The organism is Acinetobacter sp. neg1 (assembly GCF_000788125.1).
GTDB lineage: Bacteria > Pseudomonadota > Gammaproteobacteria > Pseudomonadales > Moraxellaceae > Acinetobacter > Acinetobacter vivianii.
In genome coordinates, this window is sequence record NZ_JSZD01000015.1 from 194,062 (window position 1) to 214,306 (window position 20,245).

The following is a 20,245-nucleotide window of genomic DNA, read 5'->3' on the forward strand; positions in this document are numbered from 1 at the left end:
GGATTTGCCATTATGCTTGCTTATGTCGTGCGTAGACTATGGCAAATGATCCCGACCATGTTGGGTGTTATTTTGCTGATTTTCTTTTTATTTAACTGGGTGGGGGGCGATCCTGCATATATTCTGGCAGGGAAGATGTCTAACCCAGAGCAAATTGAAAACATCCGTAAACAGTTAGGCGTAGATCAACCTTACTACGTGCAGTTGTGGATTTTTATTAAACAGATTCTGACCTTTGATTATGGTGTGAGTTGGAGTACTGGTGAATCGGTCTCACAGATTATTCTGACCCGTTTAGGACCATCGCTGACGTTATTGATCCCGCTGACCATTTTACAGACTGTGATTTCAATCATCTTGGCTTTAGCGGTCGCTTCGGTACGTGGCTCACTGACAGATCGTATGGTTATGATGCTGTGCACCATTGGAATGTCGATCAGTATTCTGGTTTATATCATTGTTTTTCAATATGTGTTGGCGTACCAACTGAGCTGGTTTCCTGTTCAGGGCTGGAGTGATAATTTCAGTGAAAACCTAACCCAGTACGCATTATTGCCGATTCTAATTATGCTGGTGGTGAGTATTGCGCCGACTTTACGTCTGTATCGCAGTTTTGTGTTGGATGAGATTAATCAGGATTATGTGCGTACTGCTCGTGCCAAAGGCGTAGGCGAGTCGCGCGTATTGGGTGTGCATGTGCTCCGAAACGCATCCATTCCAATTGTGACTGAAGTCATGGCTAGCTTGCCTGCCTTATTAATTGGTGCATTCTTGATTGAGCGTTTTTTCGGGATTCCAGGTATCGGGCGAGAAATTATTATTGCAGTAGAGCGTAGTGATTTTCCTGTGATCAAAGCGATTACCGTTTATATCGCCGCAATGACCATGATTTTTAACCTGATCGCCGATCTGATTTATAAGCTCCTCGATCCTCGTGTTCAGTTGAAGTAGAGGGGATGACAATGCTCAGTACAATTTTTAAAAGCAAAGCATCTTCTGATGAATCCACTGCTGCGACAGGATTATGGCAATTGGCATTAAAGCGACTGAAATCAGATCGTATTGCGGTGGTCTCATTTATTGTGGTGCTGTTTTATTTCATCCTGCTGGCTTTGTCCATGACAGGTGTGATTGCATCAAACTGGAATAAAGAAGTTGCGGTCAGTTATGCGCCACCGACTTTTTTGGGGGCAGATGCGGATTCTTCCCATGTGAAAGAAGCGGCGAAGAGCACAGAAAGCTTGCCTGAAAATCCAGTTGATCCTTTGAAAGATGTGATCCAGCAATTGAATGCCGAGATCCAGAGTGAGCAGCAAAGTGGTTACATCGATGATTATGGTATGGTCGACCCGTTAGCTGAGGATATGAAGCAAATCAATCAGCAACTGGGTGGAAATTTGCTGGAACAAAAACAGGAATTAAAAAGTACCTTGCCTTTTGGTGCCGATAAATGGGGGCAAGATATCTTGCTAAAAACCATTAAAGGGGCTGAAACGTCGATTCTGGTTGGCTTGTTGTCGGCAGTATTGGCCGTGGTGATTGGTACTTTTTTGGGGGCGATTGCTGGTTATTTCGGTGGTTGGGTCGATGATGTCCTGAACTGGTTTTACAACATCTTCACCTCAATTCCTTATTTGTTACTGGTGTTGGCAATTGCGGCTGTACTCCAGCAAAAAGGCATTTTGTCGATTGTCCTCATTCTTGGTTTGACTGGCTGGACGGGGGTATTCCGTTTGATCCGTGCCGAATATATGAAGCACAAATCGCGTGAATATGTGCTTGCAGCAAAAGCTATTGGCGTCAGTCATTTACGCCGTATGTTTGTACATATTTTTCCCAATGTGAGTCATATTGCCTTGGTGCAGATTTCAATTCTGGTGGTGTCTTTTATCAAATCGGAAGTGATTCTGAGCTTCCTTGGTTTTGGTGTGCCAGTCGGTGTGGTGTCTTGGGGCAGTATGCTGAATGAAGCTCAAAGTGAACTGATTTTGGGGAAATGGTGGCAACTGGCAGCCGCTTCCATTGCAATGGCTGTGTTGGTCACCGCATTCTCGATGTTCACCGATGCATTGCGTGATGCTTTAGATCCTAAACTGAAATAGCGGAGAGCGAAAATATGCAATATCAGAATGAACTACCGCTATTACAGGTTGAAAATCTTCAAGTCAGCTTTAAAGGTGAAAATAAACAGTGGATTGAAACCGTAAAAGGAATTTCATTTTCGATTCCTAAAAATAAAACGGTGGCTTTGGTCGGTGAATCTGGCAGCGGTAAATCCGTAACTTCACTGGCGGTGATGGGCTTATTGCCGAAAGGTCAGAGTCAAATTGCAGCACAAAGTAAAATCAAATTTGAAGGCAAGGATTTACTGCATTTATCGGCAGGTGAAATTCGCAAGATTTGTGGTAAAGAGATTGCCATGATTTTTCAGGAACCGATGTCATCGTTGAACCCTGTATTTACCGTGGGCGATCAGATTGCCGAAGTGCTGCGTATTCATCTGGATATGGGACGGAAGGAAGCGAGAGTGCGGGTACTGGAATTGCTACGAGAAGTCGGCATTCCTGCACCTGAAACCAAAATAGATGCTTATCCAAGCCAGCTTTCTGGCGGGCAGCAGCAACGGGTCATGATTGCGATGGCGATTGCCTGTGAACCAAAATTGCTGATTGCCGATGAGCCAACCACGGCCTTGGATGTCACCATTCAAAAACAGATCATTGATTTGCTGGAATCGTTACGACAACGTCACCAGATGTCGATGTTGTTTATTACCCATGATCTAGCACTGGTCGGGGAAATTGCCGATGAAGTGATTGTTATGCGTCACGGGGAAATTCGTGAATGTGGCCCTGTCGAGCAAGTGCTGGAACGGCCACAGGATGTCTATACCAAAGCATTGCTACATTGTCGTCCGCAGCTGGCTTCACGGCCTTACCGTTTACCTGTGACCAGTGATTTTATGAAGAAGGAAAATGGACAATGGGTGGAAGTGAGCCAGTTATCTGATTTGAATCTCAAGCAGCGTTCTCGTGGTCTGAAGGGTGATGAACAGATTATTTTAGAGGTTAAAGATCTCAAGAAATCTTTTTATAGCCGTAAAGGTTTATGGGGGAGAGATGAATTTCAGGCCGTAAAAGGTGTGTCCTTCCAATTGGCAAAAGGCAAAACTTTGGGATTGGTGGGAGAGTCGGGTTCAGGAAAAACTACCATCGGTTTACTGCTGATGCGTTTGCATAAAGCAACGGGTGGGCAGGCACTGATTGGCGGAAAGGATATCCTTGCCATGAGTGAGAAAGAGTTTTGTCAGTACCAACGCAAGATTCAGATCATTTTCCAGAATCCTTATGCATCCCTCAATCCACGCTTTACCATTGGACAGATTTTGTTAGAACCGATGCGAATTCATGGCATTGGGCAAAATGATGCGGAACGTAAGAAAATAGCGCTAGAATTGTTGGAACGTGTTAGCTTGCCTGCGCAAGCCTATGATCGTTATCCACATGAGTTTTCTGGCGGACAACGACAACGCATCGCAATTGCACGTTGCTTAACCCTAAAGCCTGAAATCCTGATTTGTGATGAATCAGTTTCCGCGCTGGATGTATCCGTGCAGGCACAGGTATTGAATTTATTGCAAGATTTGCAGGATGAATTTGGGTTGAGCTATATCTTCATTTCACACGATTTATCGGTGGTGAAATATATTTCAGATCAGGTGATGGTGATGAATCATGGCGAACTGGTTGAAATTGCCAATTCTGATGAACTGTATTTGCATCCACAACATGAATATACCAAGAAGTTGCTGAATGCCATTCCACAAGGGATTGTCCATTATTAAACTAAAGTCATAAAAAAACGCTCTGATCAGAGCGTTTTTTTATTTCAGACCAAAGGATTAAAACTTTTTAAAGCCTTTGTTGAAACCAATGGTTTTACGACCATTGTTATTGTTGCTATTACCGCCAGAACGTTGCTGTGACTGATCTTGTTCATCATCACGGCGTTGTTGACGTAAATAACCACCACGACGTGCAGCCAATGGTTTCTCAGCCATTTTTTCAGTACGACGTTTTGCCATACCAAACAAGCCAGTACCTTGACGTGGTTTTAATTCAACTGATTTCGCAAGGTTGTCGATGTCGGTTTTATCCAGTTCCATCCAGCGACCAGTACGTAATTCACGCGGTAAAATCACGGTACCGTAACGAGTACGTAATAAACGGCTTACTTTGAGGCTTTGTGATTCAAAGATACGACGTACTTCGCGATTACGACCTTCTTTAACCACAACTTGATACCAACGGTTGATCCCGTCACCACCAATTTCAGAGAATGATTCAAATTTCGCAGGACCATCTTCAAGCTCAACACCCTTCAACATGTTGTTGCGAATTTGTGGTGTAACTTCACCCATCACGCGAACGGCATATTCACGTTCTACTTCGTTTGATGGGTGCATTAAACGGTTTGCAAGTTCACCGTCGTTTGTGAATAACAATAAACCAGTACTGTTAATATCTAGACGACCGACCATGACCCAACGGTCATTGGCAATTTGTGGTAAATGATCAAATACAGTTGGACGTTTTTCAGGGTCATTGCGCGAGCAAATTTCACCTTCTGGCTTATAGTAAATTAAAACGCGACGACGAATTTCGTCTTCAATTTGGAATTGTACTTTACGACCATCGATACGAAGCTCATCAGTGGGTTCGATACGCTCACCAACTTGGGCAATACGACCATTGATGCTGACACGACCAGCAGCAATGACTTCTTCCATATAGCGACGCGAGCCTAACCCGACTCTCGCTAAAACCTTTTGTAATTTTTCACTCATGACAGCACAACCTTAGACATAATGATCAACAGTTCACCTTCTCAAGACTTCGGCGCATGTGCATCGAGAGCCATGAATGCTTCCTTGGCGTTCTGCAGGGGAGGCAATTGACCTAGCGACGCTAAGCCAAAAGCATTTAAAAACTGGGGCGTTGTAATCAACAACGCAGGTCTTCCGGGTAAATCTCTGAAACCGGCTTCTTTAATCCAGTTCCAGTCAAAAAGTGTTCTTAAAATCTGGCTATTATTAGATACACCACGAATCTGCTCAATATCGGCACGTGTTACAGGTTGATGATAAGCAATCACTGCGACAGTTTCGAGTAAAGAGGGGGATAACTTGGTTGGGCGTTCTGGCCAGACCTGCGCAATGATATTGCGATATTTCGCACGTACCTGAAAACGAAAGCCTTGCGCCGTTTCAATTAATTCAATTGAACGACCATGCTGCAACATTGCCAATTGCTGCACAAATGTACGTAATTGCTGCTTATTATATTGGTTTTGAAACGCTTCTTTTAGACGGGCAATTGAGACTGGTGAGTCACTGGCGAATAGAATGGCTTCAATTTGCAATAAAACATCATGATGAATGTCTTCAAGAGACATGCTTTCACTTTGTTCTAACTGATCTAAACTCATGCGGCAACTCCCTGAATAGTCAACGGAGCTTCAATTCCTGTATGAATAATCTGGATTTTTTGCTGACGTGTAAGTTCAAGTACTGCCATAAACGTAACCACCATCCCCATACGACCTTGCTTGGGATTTAATAATTCAATAAAACTCAAGGCTTCACCTAACGCGAGCTGACTTTCAATAAAGGCGATACGTTCTTCTAGCAATACCGGTTCCTGCGCGACCACATGCGTGATCGGTTCAGGACGGTTAAACACACAAAATAAGGCATCATGTAAGGCAGCTACATCATAGCCTTCATAAATCGGCGCAATATGTCCAATACTGACATTGGCACTAAAGGTATCACGCTCGAAGATTGGCATTTGCCCCAATCGTTCAGCGGCCTGTTTAATGCGTAAATACGTTTCCAAACGGTCAATCAATTCTTGTTTTGGATCTTTTTCAAATTGATCAACAGCAGTCGGTTTCGGTAATAACAAGCGTGATTTTAGATCAGCCAAAAGCGCGGCCATCACCATATAATCAGCCGTCAGTTCGATATTCAAGGACTTCATACTGTCCATATAAGACAGATATTGGGTTGCAATCGGTGAAATATCAACTTGTAATAAATCAAAACCATTTTTTTGAATCAGGTAAATCAGAAAATCCAGAGGACCTTCAAATTGTTCCAGTAAAATTTCAAACGCGGCAGGCGGGATATACAAATCTTCAGGTATGACTTCTTGCCACTCGTCAAGCACGCGAATGGAAGGAGTGGACTCCAAAGGAGAGGGGAGAATTTGGTTCATTACCGTTATAAGCCACGCGAATTTTCAAAAGCATGAAAAGATATAATTTTTGTGCAAGAAAGGGCACATGCTACCAAGAGCACGCCTATTCTAATCGAAATCCCCAATTTAATAAATTGCTGACTTACAAAAACCTTAAACTTCTCAGGGTATTTTCTATATTTATACGTGATCATCTAGGTCATGTAATAAAGTTATGCTTAAATGAGCAGCGAAAATCATGATTTCTGCTCAATTATAAATCGCTATGAAACAATATTTAAAAACACAACAGAACTCGTTTGGACAAAGTGTTGGCCTTGATGTTGATCACCAGCCATGTTCACTTATTCAGCAAGATCTCGTAGGTCAATACGTTAAACTGATTCGTATTACAGGTGAAATTTCCGATCAGACTGCAAATGATATCTGGCATGCGGTAGAGACCGAGCCTGATGCATCATGCTGGACCTATTTACCTTATTCTGCGCCCCAGAGCAGAGATCAATTAAAACAAACTTTAGAACAACGATTTGGCTTTCAGGGTGTTACACATTTTCTGATTGAAGTGGATGGTGAGGTTCAAGGCTGGATTGCACTCTTACAACCAAGACTGGAACACGGTGCGATTGAAATCGGCAATGTCTATTACTCGCATAAGATGAAAAAATCAAAAGCGTCGACTGAAACGATATTTCTACTTTTACAACAATGTTTCAAGCAGGGCTATAGACGGGTAGAGTGGAAATGTGATGACTGTAATGCACCCTCTAAAGCAGCCGCGTTACGCTTTGGTTTTCAATATGAAGGATTATTCCGCCATGATCGGGTCAGCAAAGGTCGTAACCGCAATACAGCATGGTTTTCAATCATTGACGAAGAATGGCCTGCACTAGAACAGAGTTATCTCCAGTGGTTAAATCCTGAAAATTTCGATGCGCAGGGATTCCAGAAACAGCGGTTATCAGATTTTTTTGAAATCTGAATTTGATCATTCGTTTTAATGAGAAATATTGCGGTACACCACTTTAATGAAAAGAAAAATAATTGTCGGCCTGATGCTGACCTTGGTTATTGTTCTGATTGGTAATTTTATTATCTGGAATAACCCTTCAGTGCAGAAAGAGCTGCTAAGACAATATTTAGGCCGAATGATCGTCAGTAAGATTAATCACCATACAAACCCCACTGCGTCTAAATGGGGGATGGAGATTCGCGCAGTCAATCATTACCCGAAGATTATGGTAAGGATGAAACTCAGAAGTGATAAGGATAGTCAAAGTGTGAGTGCAGCACAGCTTAAACAACAAAGTTGTGCTTTTCTGAAAAACTTTCAAACACTGAAGCAAAGTGGCAGAAGCAAAATCTATGGTCTTTTAATTGAAGATCGATTCTCATTTCAAATCGAAGTTTTTAACGAATCAGGCCAAAAAATACAAAGCGCAAGTCAAATTCTGGCTGAATGTCCAAACTTTCCTTATGCCTAAGCGTATAAGAGTGAAATAGATGTCAGTACTTATTCAAAAGCACTGACATCACCAACACCGCGACGCACGATTTCAGGATTTTCTCCTGATAAATCTACAATACTAGTGGTTGATAAAGTTCCAAAACCACTGTCAATAAACACATCAATCCGTTTACCGAGCTGATTTTCAATATCGTATGGATCATCTAGGGGATCTTTTTGATCGGGCAAAATTAAAGTACTGGTTAGCAACGGTTCACCGAGTTCTTTTAATAACGCTTGCGCAACAGGATTACTTGGAATACGCAGGCCAATGGTTTTTTTCTTGGGATGCATTAAACGTTTTGGTACTTCGCTGGTCGCGGGCAAAATAAACGTCGTGACTGCAGGTGTATTATTTTTTAATAAACGATACATGGCATTATCGACTTTGGCATAAGTGGCAATGTCAGAGAGGTCACAGCACATAATTGCATATTGATGCTTTGGCCCCAGACCACGAATTTGCGCAATACGTTCCATCGCATTTTTATTTCCGATCTGACAGCCAATTGCATAGGCTGCGTCTGTCGGATAAATCACCACATCCCCAGCACGAATACGTTCCACTGCTTGTGTGATTAAGCGTGCCTGTGGATTTTCGGGATGAATATGTAAATGCAACATCTTTGAACTCCCTGATCTATATGGCTAAATTTAGTATGAAGCGGGTTGCGGTCAAGTTGCAAGCATTAGATGTGACAATTTTGTCCTTTAATCAAGGTCTTCACGTTTAAATTCATCGAGTTGTAACGGTCGGCCATGACGGGTACACAGACAGATGTAATGAATGAAATGCGCAGCGTCGCGTGGTAACTTGGCTTCACCTGAAAAATAATCTTGTAGCTGGGCAAAAACATGATCTTTGAATCGCTGGCCATTACCGCCATCGCCCGTCAAGTTATCTAAAGAGACACGGAATTTCCGACCAAAAGCTTTTGCAAACAGCCATTCAATTGCTTGTGGCTTGATTTCAACCTGTTCAAAAAGCGCCTGCTGCTCAGCAGTCCGCCCATCTGGGGCATACCAATAACCGAGATCTGGCAATAGGCGGCGCTGCGCGCCAGAGATGCTCCAGTGACTAATTTCATGTAGCGCACTATTAAAGAAACCATGGGCAAATTGGATTCTTGCAGGCTGTCCATTTTCCGCCGGGAAATATTCTGGTTCAAAATCACCTTTAACTAGTGTGACATTATGGTGGGAAAACCAGTGATTAAAGTGTAAAATAAGCCAATCGACCTGTTCTGGTTCTGATGTTAACTTTTGCCAAGATGAGCGTTGCACTTGATCTGGCGTTAATGCAGGAGCAGAGGTTGAATGGGTGCTTACAAGTAATGAAGTTGTTACTTCAAGTTGCGGCTGCAACAGGTGCATTGCTTAATTTACCCCGAGTTCTGTCTAAAGAAGTGCAAAATTGTATCTTAATCTTTGACAGAGTACCGATGAATTTGTAGAATTGCCGCCTTAATTATGTCAGCAAATACCTTTCCGGCACAGATTGAGCCGTTTAAATGGGCTGAACAGGGCTTTACATGGTCAGGCACACTGCCATTGTCTCGCTTTGCTCGTATCGCTCGTGAAGCTGTTGGATCAATTAATGATCGATTGATCAACATAGACTGTAAGCTATCAATGGATGCATATCATCGCATTGTATGGCTAGATGGACGTATTGAAACGAAAGTTCCAATGGAATGCCAGCGTTGTCTGGATACTGTTGAAACTGAACTTGTTTCAGATTTTCATTTAGCTTTGATCGATGATGAGTCACTGATAGAGCGCTTGGATGAGGATGCTGATTTCATCGTTTTAGGTGAAAGCGAGTCTTCGAAAAAAGGTGATTTTGATACACCTGCTTCGATTGATTTGCTCGCACTACTAGAAGATGAACTGTTATTGTTGATGCCTTTATCTCCCAAGCATGATGTTTGTGAGCATAAACATCGACCTGCCATTCAGGACGTTGTCGAAGAGAAACGGGATAACCCGTTTGATGTTTTGGCAAGTTTGAAGGGTAAACTTAACTCATAATTTGTGATATAATGTTGAGTTAAGACAACTGAATTTGTTTCTGATCCATTTTTTCGATCTTTGTAAGGAGCCATCATGGCCGTTCAGCAAAACCGTAAAAGTCGCTCTCGCCGTGACATGCGCCGTTCACATGACGCTTTAACCGAGAATGCATTATCTGTAGACCAAACTACTGGTGAAACTCATCGTCGTCACCACGTGACTAAAGACGGTATTTACCGTGGTCGTCAATTATTCGCTAAAGCAGCTGATGCTGAATAATTGAACCATATGCATTAAGCGTTAGCTTAAAGTATAGAAAAAATGGGAGCGAAAGCTCCCTTTTTTGTTGTTTTTCGCAATTAAAAAACGATTTAATCAATGGTAAATTGCCGCATCGGAAAAGAGTCTGTTGTCATTCTCATGTAGAATCATGAGTGTTGATGAAATTGGCGATAGACCATTTTAAGGATTTTTATATGTCGACTAAGCGACTTGAGCAGGCTGCTCAAGCAACAAAAACAGCATTTGTTTTTCCTGGTCAGGGTTCACAAAAAGCAGGTATGTTGGCTGAACTAGCAGAGCAATTTAGTGTCGTTCAAGATACATTTGCAGAAGCATCAGCAGCAATCGGTTTTGATCTTTGGCATATTGCCCAGAGCGGTGAAGGTTTAGACCAGACTGAAAATACCCAACCTGTGTTATTAACTGCAAGCATTGCCTTATGGCGTGTGTGGTTAGAACTGGGTGGAATTGTGCCAAAGTACCTTGCTGGGCACTCTTTAGGGGAATACAGTGCGCTTGTTGCGGCAGAGGCCATGACTTTAGCTGATGCGGTTAAACTGGTTCATTTACGCGGTAAATTAATGCAGAGCGCTGTTCCTCAAGGTGAAGGCGCAATGGCAGCAATTCTTGGCTTGGCAGATGACAAAGTGGTTGAACTTTGTGAAAAGGTTTCTGCTGCGGGCCAAGGTTCTGTTGAAGCTGCAAATTACAATGCACAAGGTCAAGTTGTTATCGCTGGTAGCGCTGCATTGGTTCAGCAGGTGATGGCTGAAGCAAAAGAGCAGTCTGGTAAAGCGATTGCATTGCCAGTTTCAGTACCTTCACATTGCACATTGATGAAGCCAGCAGCAGAAAAGTTTGCTGAAGCTTTGGAACAAACTGCCATTGAGCTACCATGCCTTCCTGTAATACAAAATGTCAACGCGGAAATCGCGACAGATGTTGCTCAGTTACGTCAGGCATTAACAGCTCAATTGTACCAGTCGGTTCAATGGACACGTACCATGCAATATCTGCAAGATCAGGGTATCCAGTACATGGTTGAATGTGGACCAGGTACGGTATTGAGTAATCTTGCAAAGCGATTACCGAACATAGAAAAAGCATTTGCCATTGATAGCAAAGCACGTATGGAAGATGCCCTAAACGCAGTGTTAGTGGCAGAAGGAAAAATTGCATGACACAACAACGAAAAGTTGCGTTAGTGACAGGAGCAAGCCGTGGTATTGGCGCTGCAATTGCACAGCAACTCATTCAAGACGGTTTTTTTGTGGTTGGTACCGCAACTTCTGAATCAGGCGCGCAAAAGCTGACAGAAAGCTTTGCTGAACATGGCGCAGGTGCTGTACTTGACGTGCGTGATGGCGCTGCGATTGATGCACTGGTTTCAGATATCGAACAAAAATATGGTTCGGTACTGGTATTGGTTAACAATGCAGGCATTACCAAAGACAATTTGCTGCTTCGTATGTCTGAAGATGACTGGGATGACATTCTCAATATTCATCTGAAAGCCGTATACCGCTTATCTAAGCGTGTATTGAAAGGCATGACCAAAGCACGTTTTGGCCGCATTATTAATATTAGTTCAGTGGTTGCACATTTTGCGAACCCTGGACAAGCGAACTACTCGGCAGCAAAAGCAGGGATTGAAGCATTCAGTCGTAGCTTGGCTAAAGAAATGGGTAGCCGTCAGATTACAGTGAACAGTGTTGCACCTGGTTTCATTGCCACTGAAATGACTGATCAGTTAAGCGAAGAGATTCGTAAAAAAATGACTGATCAAGTAGCTTTAAATCGTCTAGGTGAACCTCAAGATATTGCTGATGCAGTGAGTTTCCTTGCCAGCGATAAGGCTAGTTACATTACTGGTACAGTTTTACACGTAAATGGTGGTCTATACATGGCCTAACTGGCGATGTATAAACTTTTAAAAATTTTTATATTCAATTAAACTAGTGGCAAATTAAAACGCCACAAGCAATGAGGAGAATTCCTGTGAGCGATATCGAACAACGCATCAAACAAGCTGTAGCTGAACAATTAGGTATGCGTGCTGAAGAGATTAAAAACGAAGCATCTTTCATGGATGACTTAGGTGCTGACTCTTTAGATTTGGTTGAACTTGTAATGTCTTTCGAAAACGATTTTGACATCACGATTCCAGATGAAGATTCAAATGAAATCACAACTGTTCAATCTGCAATCGATTACGTAACTAAGAAACTTGGTTAATCATCTTGCATGATAAAAAAGCCACCGTCAGGTGGCTTTTTTTATATGTCCTGAAATGAAAAGAGAATAAATATCTCTTGGTTTTAGTGGATATACATATATTTACAAGACCGCCTTAAATTGAAACTTGAGTCACTTTTTTTTTCGGTATAACTAAAGTAAGTCTATTTTGACGATTTGAGATTAATAATTACAGAGGTAATAACAATGGGTCTTTTTGATTTTGTTAAAGGTATCGGTAAGAAAAATACAGCACCAGCAGAGCCACAAGCTGCGCCAGCAACACCAGCTGAACCATCAGCTCAAGAGATTGCAAATAAATTATTAGGTTTAATTAAAAGTTTAGGTCTTGGGGTTGAAGGCTTATCTGTAACGTATAACGGCACGACGGATACTGCAACGATTAAAGGGCAGGTAACAAGTCAGGCAGATAAAGAAAAGATCGTATTGGCAGTTGGTAATATTGATCATGTAGCGCAAGTGGATGATCAGATGACTGTAGAAGCGCCTGAGCCAGAAAGTAAATTCTATACAGTGAAATCAGGTGACAACCTGTCTAAGATTTCAAAAGAATATTATGGCGATCCAAACCAGTACAACAAGATCTTTGAGGCGAATCGTCCATTACTTAAAAATGCAGATGATATTTTCCCAGGACAAGTTTTACGTATTCCACAATAATCTGTGAATATAAAAAAGGCGCTTGATGCGCCTTTTTTAATAAAATTTTTTTGAAAAAATTAACGATTTCTGGAGCGCTTAAAAGCGTTTTGGAATCTTTTGCCCATTGGGTACAGGTGTTTCAGCCTGCTTAAGCACGCCAAATAACCAAGTTTCTGCATGTTGAACGGCAATTTTTAATGGATCACCGAGTGCTAGACGACCTGCAATGAAGCTTGCCAAAGAGCAACCTGAACCATGATATTGACCTTCCAGACGTGGACAACGGCTTTCGGCAATCATTTTACCTTCAGCATAGAGGACATTACGAATGTGATCTGGCGTGTCTTCATGACCGCCTTTGACTAAAATGGCTTTGGCACCCATTTCGAACAGCTTTTCTGTTGCTTGTTCAATATCTTCAATCCCAGTTAAAGCTCTCAGCTCAACCGTATTAGGCGTGATTACAGTTGCTAAAGGGATTAACTCGACAAAGGCTTTTACCAGTGTGGCCTGATCGCCGAGCGATCCGCCGCTATTGGCTACCAGCACAGGGTCAAGTACATATAAATAGTCGGGATGAGCGCGTAAAAATTCCGCCAGTGCAGCAATATTATCGGTTGTGCCCAACATGCCAGACTTTACACATTTAATTGGTAAATCACCGACCACGGCGTTGGCTTGTGCGAGCAGTAATTCTTTTGATGTGGCTTCAAAGCCAAATACTTGCTGCGAGTTTTGAATGGTTAAAGCAGTACATGCAATCGCTGCATGCGCACCACTTTGTCCAATTGCTTCAATATCTGCTTGTAAGCCAGCACCGCCAGATGGATCTAAACCTGAAAAACAAAGCACGGTCGGACGCACTGCAATTTCCTTTTAGTCTTCAATATACGGTAGTATAGGGAAGTTTCGAGAAACTCTCGACTATGTTGTGTAAGGCTGCAAGAGATTGAACGAATGACGATCAAAAATATTCTAATCGATTTAGATGGGACTTTAACTGACCCTAAAACAGGAATTCATGGTTCAATTCGTTTTGCTTTGCAAAAGTTAGGTCAGCCTTTGACTGATGATGTGGATCTGGACTGGACGATTGGTCCGCCCTTAAAAGCTTCTTTGGCAAAACTACTGAATACCCAAGATGATGAGCTGGCTGAGCAGGCATTACTGGCTTACCGTGAACGTTTTTCAGTAACAGGTCTATTCGAAAATGAAGTTTATCCGTCAGTCGCAGAAACATTGCAGCAATTACAGGCGGAAGGCTATAGACTATTTCTTGCAACGGCTAAGCCTGTAGTCTTTGCCAAACAAATTTTGGCTCATTTCAAGCTAGATCAGTATTTTACAGCAATCTATGGTAGCGAGCTGACAGGTGAGCGGACCAATAAAGCAGATTTGATAGCCTATATTCTTGAGCAAGAACATTTAGATGCCCAGCAATGTATCATGGTCGGTGATCGCCAATATGACATTATTGGTGCGCGTGTTAATGGAATTGAAACCATTGCCGTTAATTATGGTTATGGTCGGGCAGATGAGTTAGCTCAGGCACAGCCGTTAACGCAAATTTCTCAATTTAGCCAGTTAATTGCAACGGTGGCTGAACTGAATGCAGAACGAAAAGTTTCTTAAAAACAACGCAATAAAAAGCCTCGATCATTCGAGGCTTTTCTATCATATCTCATCAGACATTATGTTTTAAACGGTATTGAGCCAGTTCTTCAATGCTAATCACGGTTAATCCATGTGTTTGAGCATAGGCTAGCACTTGAATACCTGATGCCATAGAACCATCAGGATTGGTCAATTCGCACAAGACACCAGAAGGTTTTAAACCTGCCAGACGAGCCAGATCAATCGTACCTTCGGTATGACCACGACGGGTCAGAACACCACCTTCACGTGCGCGTAGCGGGAAAACATGGCCTGGGCGGCTCAGGTCGCTGGCAACAGCACCATCTTTAGTTGCAGCTAAAACTGTCGTCACACGATCTTTTGCAGATACACCTGTCGTTACGCCTTGAGCAGCTTCAATGGTCACGGTAAACGCAGTTTTAAATTGGCTTGAGTTATCAACTACCATAGGTGGAAGTTCTAAATGATCTGCCTGTGCTTCAGTCAAACATAGGCATACAATGCCTGAACCATCACGAATCATTTGTGCCATGGTTTCGACTGTTAAGGTCTCAGCGGCAATAATCAGGTCAGCTTCATTTTCACGATCAAAATCATCCATGACCAAAACAGGCTTGCCTTGGCGGATATCTTCTAAAGCTTGTTGAATACGTTGTTCAGCCGGAGAAAGGGCTGAAAAGAAAAGTTCGGGTTGGATTAAACTGGACATAATGAAACGCTCTCGTAAATAGGATACGGTTGAACATTTCAGGACTGATGTAAAAATAAGCGTGCACAAAAACAACCCAAAAGAGTGTTTCGGTGGTTTCGTCTTCTTTCATCCGGACTATACCGTCGGCTTTGGTATCTCACCAAATCTGCGAGTATATAAAAATATATACAGGCTCGTGGGCTGATCAGGTCATTTTATGGTCATGCCTGACTTACCACCGGTGGGGAATTTCGCCCCGCCCTGAAGCGATGTCCTTCGATTATAGCCAGATTTTTAAGTGAAAAGGGAACTTTTTATAGAATGTATCGTTCTATAAAAATGAAGAAAATTGCTGAGACGTAGCGCAAATTTTTCTCATGATCTTTGAAACTGGCAATCCATTTGAATTGGGCATACACTGAAAAGATAAAACAACAATAATGCGGAGTAAGCGCTATATGGAAAAGGCGGAGAAAACCGAATTAGAACAACTGGCACAACAATTACATCGACCTGTCATGAGTCTAAAAGCATTTTCACAATTGCCTCAACAGGATTTGGCTTGGCTCAATCAGCAATTACGCCAAACCATAGAAAATGAAGATCAGAAAATGAATCAACGGCTGTATCAAATCCCTTTTTTTCTACGCTGGTTATTTAAGCCTAAATCATGATGGAGCCATGTCATGACACGTCTCGCTGTGCAGGCCGAAATCATTAAACTTGCCCGAATCCTGAATGTACCAGAGCAACAATTGGCCTTTATGCAGGTTCTGGCCCCTGAAAACCTCAGGCAATTTCGTTTTGCGATATTAGAGTTATTGCAAAGCCAGCAAAAAAGTCGTTTTCGTCATTTAGCAACATGGGTGAACTGGTTGCCACGCTGGATCAGTATTTTCTGGGTGAAGCATTTTTTAGAGCCTTTTATTGTGGCGCAAATTGCAGTGTATCTCTCCACTGAAAGCTCATACCGTATTGCCAAGCATTTACCTGCAAAAACGATTGCAGCAATTGCGGTGTATCTGGATCCACGCTTGGCGAGAGAGCTACTGAGTTACCTGACGACTCATCAGATTGCCGATATTACCCAAGTTCTGCTCGAACAACGGGATTTTGTCACCATAGGGCGTTTTGTCAGTATGTTATCTGACGCGGTGTTACAGGATGTGGCGCAGATTGTAGAGAATGAAAGTGATTTATTGGAAATCGCTTTTTATATTGAATCAAGGGAACAGATTGATCATTTGGTGCATGTCTTACCCCGAGAGAGAATTGAAAAGGCTTTATTGATTATTGGTGATCCCGCACAGCGTTTGTTGTGGCCCAAAGTATTGGCCTTGATGAGTTACATCAGTTATGGGCTCAAGCAGGAGCTAGGTGATTTAGCTGTTCAGCAAGGTGAGCCTGTGATCAATGCCATTATTCAGGCCACTCAGGAAGACCAGTTGTGGGAAGATATGTTGCCTGTGGTGGCATGTTTATCTGCACATGCACAAGATTTTGTTGCCAATTTGCCAGCCTTAAGACGTGTTGAAATTATCCAAAGCATTGTGGAAGCGGCTGATCGTTGTGATTTATGGGCGGATATGCTGGTGATTGTCAATTATATGCAAGATGAGGCAAGGGAAGCGGTCGCATTGGCAATTGCACAAATTGATGAGCAGGTGCTGCATCATATTGCTTATGCGTCATTATTGCGTTCACAGTGGGAGGTGACTTTCGATATTATGCGTCGTATGCCGATCGATAAACAGCGGCAATGTCACCGTATTCTAGATGGCTATATGCAGCAATTAGATCCGGAAACGTATCACTATTTAGATACTTTACTAGATCGTTACCAGATTCAGTCATCTGTTGCTGGATCGTAATGCTTCAATCAAGAATAGGGAAGGGTTTCTCGAATCGGGACTAACATTTCTAGCGCATGGTCATAACCACGTTCAACCAGTTCATCAAGTTTATGCCAGTCAAACATGCCAATGCCAGCAATGGGCATACGCACATGCAAATTTGCCCGCTCAATCGCTGCGGTTTGAATCATGGTATCGCTGGCTAAAGTTGCCGTGCGCATTAAGATTTCTGCCAGTTTGGGGGCATCTAGTAGCTTATCTTTAATAATTTTATTCCAGTTGAGTAGCGCACTTTGATCGGGTTCTTCCAGACCAATACCCGGCACTCGAATATCATCATGTAAGCTGACATTACTGGCAATGATGGTACCTCTTTCCAGATTTTGCATCACATCGGTGGGAAGGTTGTTGATCACACCTCCATCACAGAGCAGGTTTTCATGCCAAGCCACAGGTGGCGCAACGCCGGGTACACTCATACTGGTTCCGACCCAAGTCGCAAGTTCACCTTGATCATGAATCACTGCTTGACCTGTGGTGAGGTTGGTGGAAATGCAGTAATAGGTTTGTCGGAGTTCCTCAATTCGCCGATGTCCAAAAATGGCATGCAAGCGACTATGGAAACGTTGGCCCCGAATCAATGAGACGCGTGGCATGGTGTAATCATTGAGATAATTACGTGCCACAAACGTTTCATAAGCAATATGGGTCATTTCAACACTATCAAATCCACAAGCCACAAGGGCAGCAACAAAGGCGCCCATGCTGGTACCACCAACAATATCAATCGGAATGTGTAATTGTTCCAGTGCACGAATCAGACCGATATGGGCAAAACCCCGTGCGCCACCACCACCCAGCACTAAACCGACGCCTTGACTGGAAATCTGACGGGCAACCGCACAGATATCAGCCTGAGCCCAAGGATGAATAAAATAATGGGCGCGGGCATGATAGAGCTGTTTCCAGATCAGGGTATGTGGGGAAGGATCACCTTCAGAACGGAGTAGTACTAACTCGATAGGGCTTTGCCAGTCATGTTGATTTAACACCTCAACTAATTTGGTATGGGTTGGGGTTTGATTGGCTTCTGCCAGAATTAAAATACGATCTGCCTGATGTAAACAGCGTTTAGACCATTCATCTTCATTGCTGTCAGCGGCATATAGTACATAGCAATGTTTTTCTTCCAGACTGGCTAACCATTGGCGAAGCTGAAGATCATCCGCGCCATAGTCGAGCGGGGTTTGACTAAATCCTGCTCCAAATAAGGCATCGACATGCGCGGCTGTGACTAGACGGACTTGTGGCCAACGTTGTAGATGTTCTGTTAGCTTTTCTGCAAGGTGAGTGGCTGGAATTTGTGAAGAAACAGGGATGACGGAAAGGGTACGACTATGTCCCATGGCATGAGTGAGTTGCTGATCAGGTTGGGATCGATGAATAATCAAACGAGATAGGGCAAATAATACTTTAGGGTGCTGATTAATAAACTCAATGAATTGCTGTTGCGGAATGCCGACCAGTGCAGTATCACGTACTGCATTGGTTGTACCATGATGAGGCTGGTTAGAAATAACACCTGTTTCACCCACGATTTCATTCCGCCCATAATAGGTCAGTAGACCCGCAGGTGTGGTGAATTTTATACGTCCATAAGCAATCACATAAACATGATCAGCCAGATCATTGACACAGTAAAGCTGCTGTCCTGTTTGTAAATAACGAATATGACAATGCGTTGTTAAGGAGGCTAAGGCACTGTGATCGAGCTCATTAAACAGTGCTGTTTTGTTCAGGATGTTAAGAATATCCATATTATTCAAATTATCGTTATTGTCTATTTATTGAATAAGGCCTAGCACGGTTTTACAAGTGGGGTTGCGTAAAACATGAGCTGATTTTTAAGTGTTTTTGTATGTAGGGAGGCCATATTTGTTGAGCCAATAAAAAAGCCATGGCAAGGCATGGCTTTTTGGGAATCTTTTTTTATTGCTTATGCAATTTGCACAGGAATACAGTTTGCTGTGTGATTCACTGTGTTGTCTGGGTTTGCATAAACGAGGCGTGGTTTATGAAGATTTGCTTCAACTTCAGTGAAGTCACCGAAAGTTGCAATAATCACTAAATCACCGACATCAGCTTGATGTGCTGCGCCACCATTCACTGAAATGATGCCTGAGTCGTCTTCACCGCGAATTGCGTAAGTGGTGAAACGTTTGCCATTAGTGACGTTCCATACGTGGATTTCTTCGTATTCACGAATCCCTGCTAAGTCCATTAATACGCCATCAATTGCACAAGAACCTTCATAATGAAGCTCTGCATGAGTCACAACTGCACGGTGAATTTTACATTTTAATAAACGAGATAGCATGGCTAGCGTCTCCTGAGTAAGACCTAAGATCAATATCTTATGGTTGACTTGTCACGTTTTCCGCGGGCTATGGGCGGTTTGATGCGCATTTTGCGCTTAAAAATGCAATATGGCAAGCGTGATTGATCAACAATTCAGTTTAAGCGGATTTGTAAGCGTTAATTTGATTCATTGCCTGTGAAACTTGTCCATCAACAAGCATTTTCACTTTTGATAGGGCATGATCAATTGCTGCATCCATTAAAGCTTGTTCACTGCTAGGAGCTTTGCCGAGCACATGACCAGAAACACGTTCTTTGGAACCTGGATGTCCAATTCCAATGCGTAAGCGATGGAAATTAGCACCAATATGAGGAACGATATCACGGAGACCATTATGTCCGCCGTGTCCGCCACCCGTTTTTAAACGGATTACGCCAGGATCCATATCCAGCTCATCATGGGCAATTAAAATTGCTTCTGGTGCAACCTGATAAAATTTGGCGAAAGGGACAACACTTTGACCAGAACGGTTCATAAAAGTGGTAGGAAGTAATAAACGAACGTCATGACCTTCAATTTGACCACGACCGCTGTATCCATGAAATTTTGGATCAGCTTTTAGGGAAATGCCATAACGGTCTGCAAGCTGTTCAACGAACCAGAAACCTGCATTATGGCGGGTTTGGGTATATTCCTTTCCAGGATTACCCAAACCAACAATTAGCGAAATATTTGACACTAATTTAC

24 protein-coding genes and 1 riboswitch are annotated in these 20,245 nt (G+C 42.8%); of the genes, 14 read left to right on the forward strand and 10 right to left on the reverse strand.

The window, feature by feature from the left end; translation table 11 throughout:
* Positions 1-12: 12 nt before the first annotated feature.
* From PJ15_RS11855 to PJ15_RS11865, 3 genes are read left to right on the forward strand one after another with little or no spacing between them, the layout of a single operon-like run.
* Complete coding sequence (locus PJ15_RS11855) at positions 13-951, forward strand: ABC transporter permease (RefSeq protein WP_004770877.1); 939 nt, start codon at positions 13-15, stop codon at positions 949-951.
* Positions 952-962: 11 nt separating this feature from the next.
* On the forward strand, positions 963-2,102 hold the full coding sequence (locus PJ15_RS11860; RefSeq protein WP_047431074.1) for an ABC transporter permease: 1,140 nt from the start codon (positions 963-965) through the stop codon (positions 2,100-2,102).
* A 14-nt stretch (positions 2,103-2,116) separates the two neighbouring features.
* Entirely contained in the window at positions 2,117-3,844 is a 1,728-nt protein-coding gene (locus PJ15_RS11865; RefSeq protein ID WP_047431077.1) for an ABC transporter ATP-binding protein, read from the forward strand.
* Between the two features lie 57 nt (positions 3,845-3,901).
* On the opposite strand, the gene rluB is transcribed toward PJ15_RS11865, so the two are convergent.
* The 3 genes from rluB to PJ15_RS11880 are packed head-to-tail and all read right to left on the reverse strand — an operon-like array spanning position 3,902 to position 6,278.
* Complete coding sequence (rluB, locus tag PJ15_RS11870; RefSeq protein WP_004770880.1) at positions 3,902-4,846, reverse strand: 23S rRNA pseudouridine(2605) synthase RluB; 945 nt, start codon at positions 4,844-4,846, stop codon at positions 3,902-3,904.
* Positions 4,847-4,887: 41 nt separating this feature from the next.
* Positions 4,888-5,487: an SMC-Scp complex subunit ScpB gene (scpB, locus tag PJ15_RS11875; RefSeq protein ID WP_004770881.1), complete on the reverse strand. Its 600-nt coding sequence runs from the start codon at positions 5,485-5,487 to the stop codon at positions 4,888-4,890.
* On the reverse strand, positions 5,484-6,278 hold the full coding sequence (locus PJ15_RS11880) for a segregation and condensation protein A (RefSeq protein WP_004770882.1): 795 nt from the start codon (positions 6,276-6,278) through the stop codon (positions 5,484-5,486). The genes scpB and PJ15_RS11880 overlap by 4 nt, the downstream gene beginning before the upstream one ends.
* Positions 6,279-6,525: 247 nt before the next feature.
* Between PJ15_RS11880 and PJ15_RS11885 the strand changes: the two genes are divergently transcribed.
* The gene (locus PJ15_RS11885; protein WP_004770883.1) at positions 6,526-7,242 is read left to right on the forward strand and encodes a GNAT family N-acetyltransferase; all 717 of its coding nucleotides are present in this window, start codon (positions 6,526-6,528) and stop codon (positions 7,240-7,242) included.
* Positions 7,243-7,288: 46 nt separating this feature from the next.
* Entirely contained in the window at positions 7,289-7,744 is a 456-nt protein-coding gene (locus PJ15_RS18845) for a hypothetical protein (protein WP_004770884.1), read from the forward strand.
* A gap of 29 nt (positions 7,745-7,773) precedes the next feature.
* Here the strand turns inward: PJ15_RS18845 and PJ15_RS11895 are convergent, their stop codons facing one another.
* Positions 7,774-8,391 carry an L-threonylcarbamoyladenylate synthase gene (locus PJ15_RS11895; protein WP_004770885.1) on the reverse strand — a complete coding sequence of 206 codons (618 nt, stop codon included), beginning with the start codon at positions 8,389-8,391 and terminating at the stop codon, positions 7,774-7,776.
* An 87-nt stretch (positions 8,392-8,478) separates the two neighbouring features.
* Entirely contained in the window at positions 8,479-9,141 is a 663-nt protein-coding gene (locus PJ15_RS11900; protein ID WP_047431080.1) for an elongation factor P hydroxylase, read from the reverse strand.
* A 96-nt stretch (positions 9,142-9,237) separates the two neighbouring features.
* Here PJ15_RS11900 and PJ15_RS11905 point away from each other — a divergent pair, with 96 nt between their 5' ends.
* The 6 genes from PJ15_RS11905 to lysM all read left to right on the forward strand — a co-directional run bounded on the left by PJ15_RS11905 (position 9,238) and on the right by lysM (position 12,978).
* Positions 9,238-9,798, forward strand: a complete 561-nt coding sequence (locus PJ15_RS11905; protein ID WP_004770887.1) for a YceD family protein — start codon at positions 9,238-9,240, stop codon at positions 9,796-9,798.
* A gap of 75 nt (positions 9,799-9,873) precedes the next feature.
* On the forward strand, positions 9,874-10,059 hold the full coding sequence (gene rpmF, locus PJ15_RS11910; protein WP_004638135.1) for a 50S ribosomal protein L32: 186 nt from the start codon (positions 9,874-9,876) through the stop codon (positions 10,057-10,059).
* Between the two features lie 197 nt (positions 10,060-10,256).
* The gene (fabD, locus tag PJ15_RS11915; RefSeq protein ID WP_004770889.1) at positions 10,257-11,243 is read left to right on the forward strand and encodes an ACP S-malonyltransferase; all 987 of its coding nucleotides are present in this window, start codon (positions 10,257-10,259) and stop codon (positions 11,241-11,243) included.
* Positions 11,240-11,974: a 3-oxoacyl-ACP reductase FabG gene (gene fabG, locus PJ15_RS11920; RefSeq protein WP_004770890.1), complete on the forward strand. Its 735-nt coding sequence runs from the start codon at positions 11,240-11,242 to the stop codon at positions 11,972-11,974. Before fabD ends, fabG begins: the two co-directional genes overlap by 4 nt.
* 86 nt (positions 11,975-12,060) lie before the next feature.
* Positions 12,061-12,297, forward strand: coding sequence for an acyl carrier protein (gene acpP / locus PJ15_RS11925; RefSeq protein WP_004655272.1), 237 nt, complete (start codon positions 12,061-12,063; stop codon positions 12,295-12,297).
* A gap of 207 nt (positions 12,298-12,504) precedes the next feature.
* Positions 12,505-12,978: a peptidoglycan-binding protein LysM gene (gene lysM / locus PJ15_RS11930; RefSeq protein WP_047431098.1), complete on the forward strand. Its 474-nt coding sequence runs from the start codon at positions 12,505-12,507 to the stop codon at positions 12,976-12,978.
* A gap of 78 nt (positions 12,979-13,056) precedes the next feature.
* On the opposite strand, the gene PJ15_RS11935 is transcribed toward lysM, so the two are convergent.
* Entirely contained in the window at positions 13,057-13,824 is a 768-nt protein-coding gene (locus PJ15_RS11935; protein WP_047431100.1) for a hydroxymethylpyrimidine/phosphomethylpyrimidine kinase, read from the reverse strand.
* A 93-nt stretch (positions 13,825-13,917) separates the two neighbouring features.
* On the opposite strand from PJ15_RS11935, the gene PJ15_RS11940 reads away from it, so the two are divergent.
* Positions 13,918-14,592 carry an HAD-IA family hydrolase gene (locus PJ15_RS11940; RefSeq protein WP_005256326.1) on the forward strand — a complete coding sequence of 225 codons (675 nt, stop codon included), beginning with the start codon at positions 13,918-13,920 and terminating at the stop codon, positions 14,590-14,592.
* A 52-nt stretch (positions 14,593-14,644) separates the two neighbouring features.
* Here the strand turns inward: PJ15_RS11940 and ribB are convergent, their stop codons facing one another.
* Positions 14,645-15,304 carry a 3,4-dihydroxy-2-butanone-4-phosphate synthase gene (gene ribB / locus PJ15_RS11945; RefSeq protein WP_005256328.1) on the reverse strand — a complete coding sequence of 220 codons (660 nt, stop codon included), beginning with the start codon at positions 15,302-15,304 and terminating at the stop codon, positions 14,645-14,647.
* A 96-nt stretch (positions 15,305-15,400) separates the two neighbouring features.
* A riboswitch (FMN riboswitch) is annotated at positions 15,401-15,558 on the reverse strand.
* A gap of 186 nt (positions 15,559-15,744) precedes the next feature.
* Here ribB and PJ15_RS11950 point away from each other — a divergent pair.
* Positions 15,745-15,960: a hypothetical protein gene (locus PJ15_RS11950; RefSeq protein WP_004770896.1), complete on the forward strand. Its 216-nt coding sequence runs from the start codon at positions 15,745-15,747 to the stop codon at positions 15,958-15,960.
* Between the two features lie 12 nt (positions 15,961-15,972).
* Entirely contained in the window at positions 15,973-17,157 is a 1,185-nt protein-coding gene (locus PJ15_RS11955; protein WP_047431103.1) for a hypothetical protein, read from the forward strand.
* Between the two features lie 8 nt (positions 17,158-17,165).
* Here PJ15_RS11955 and PJ15_RS11960 read toward each other — a convergent pair whose 3' ends face one another.
* The 3 genes from PJ15_RS11960 to pth all read right to left on the reverse strand — a co-directional run bounded on the left by PJ15_RS11960 (position 17,166) and on the right by pth (position 20,237).
* On the reverse strand, positions 17,166-18,956 hold the full coding sequence (locus PJ15_RS11960; RefSeq protein ID WP_047431106.1) for a patatin-like phospholipase family protein: 1,791 nt from the start codon (positions 18,954-18,956) through the stop codon (positions 17,166-17,168).
* A 179-nt stretch (positions 18,957-19,135) separates the two neighbouring features.
* Positions 19,136-19,516: an aspartate 1-decarboxylase gene (gene panD / locus PJ15_RS11965; RefSeq protein ID WP_004655255.1), complete on the reverse strand. Its 381-nt coding sequence runs from the start codon at positions 19,514-19,516 to the stop codon at positions 19,136-19,138.
* Positions 19,517-19,655: 139 nt separating this feature from the next.
* Positions 19,656-20,237 carry an aminoacyl-tRNA hydrolase gene (pth, locus tag PJ15_RS11970; RefSeq protein ID WP_004770902.1) on the reverse strand — a complete coding sequence of 194 codons (582 nt, stop codon included), beginning with the start codon at positions 20,235-20,237 and terminating at the stop codon, positions 19,656-19,658.
* Positions 20,238-20,245: the final 8 nt, after the last annotated feature.

Bases quoted from the DNA above. Each gene is read 5' to 3' on its own strand.
- PJ15_RS11855 (WP_004770877.1), top strand. From the start codon at position 13: ATGCTTGCTTATGTCGTGCGTAGACTATGGCAAATGATCCCGACCATG.
- PJ15_RS11860 (WP_047431074.1), top strand. From the start codon at position 963: ATGCTCAGTACAATTTTTAAAAGCAAAGCATCTTCTGATGAATCCACT.
- PJ15_RS11865 (WP_047431077.1), top strand. From the start codon at position 2,117: ATGCAATATCAGAATGAACTACCGCTATTACAGGTTGAAAATCTTCAA.
- rluB (WP_004770880.1), bottom strand. From the start codon at position 4,846: ATGAGTGAAAAATTACAAAAGGTTTTAGCGAGAGTCGGGTTAGGCTCG.
- scpB (WP_004770881.1), bottom strand. From the start codon at position 5,487: ATGAGTTTAGATCAGTTAGAACAAAGTGAAAGCATGTCTCTTGAAGAC.
- PJ15_RS11880 (WP_004770882.1), bottom strand. From the start codon at position 6,278: ATGAACCAAATTCTCCCCTCTCCTTTGGAGTCCACTCCTTCCATTCGC.
- PJ15_RS11885 (WP_004770883.1), top strand. From the start codon at position 6,526: ATGAAACAATATTTAAAAACACAACAGAACTCGTTTGGACAAAGTGTT.
- PJ15_RS18845 (WP_004770884.1), top strand. From the start codon at position 7,289: ATGAAAAGAAAAATAATTGTCGGCCTGATGCTGACCTTGGTTATTGTT.
- PJ15_RS11895 (WP_004770885.1), bottom strand. From the start codon at position 8,391: ATGTTGCATTTACATATTCATCCCGAAAATCCACAGGCACGCTTAATC.
- PJ15_RS11900 (WP_047431080.1), bottom strand. From the start codon at position 9,141: ATGCACCTGTTGCAGCCGCAACTTGAAGTAACAACTTCATTACTTGTA.
- PJ15_RS11905 (WP_004770887.1), top strand. From the start codon at position 9,238: ATGTCAGCAAATACCTTTCCGGCACAGATTGAGCCGTTTAAATGGGCT.
- rpmF (WP_004638135.1), top strand. From the start codon at position 9,874: ATGGCCGTTCAGCAAAACCGTAAAAGTCGCTCTCGCCGTGACATGCGC.
- fabD (WP_004770889.1), top strand. From the start codon at position 10,257: ATGTCGACTAAGCGACTTGAGCAGGCTGCTCAAGCAACAAAAACAGCA.
- fabG (WP_004770890.1), top strand. From the start codon at position 11,240: ATGACACAACAACGAAAAGTTGCGTTAGTGACAGGAGCAAGCCGTGGT.
- lysM (WP_047431098.1), top strand. From the start codon at position 12,505: ATGGGTCTTTTTGATTTTGTTAAAGGTATCGGTAAGAAAAATACAGCA.
- PJ15_RS11940 (WP_005256326.1), top strand. From the start codon at position 13,918: ATGACGATCAAAAATATTCTAATCGATTTAGATGGGACTTTAACTGAC.
- ribB (WP_005256328.1), bottom strand. From the start codon at position 15,304: ATGTCCAGTTTAATCCAACCCGAACTTTTCTTTTCAGCCCTTTCTCCG.
- PJ15_RS11950 (WP_004770896.1), top strand. From the start codon at position 15,745: ATGGAAAAGGCGGAGAAAACCGAATTAGAACAACTGGCACAACAATTA.
- PJ15_RS11955 (WP_047431103.1), top strand. From the start codon at position 15,973: ATGACACGTCTCGCTGTGCAGGCCGAAATCATTAAACTTGCCCGAATC.
- PJ15_RS11960 (WP_047431106.1), bottom strand. From the start codon at position 18,956: ATGGATATTCTTAACATCCTGAACAAAACAGCACTGTTTAATGAGCTC.
- panD (WP_004655255.1), bottom strand. From the start codon at position 19,516: ATGCTATCTCGTTTATTAAAATGTAAAATTCACCGTGCAGTTGTGACT.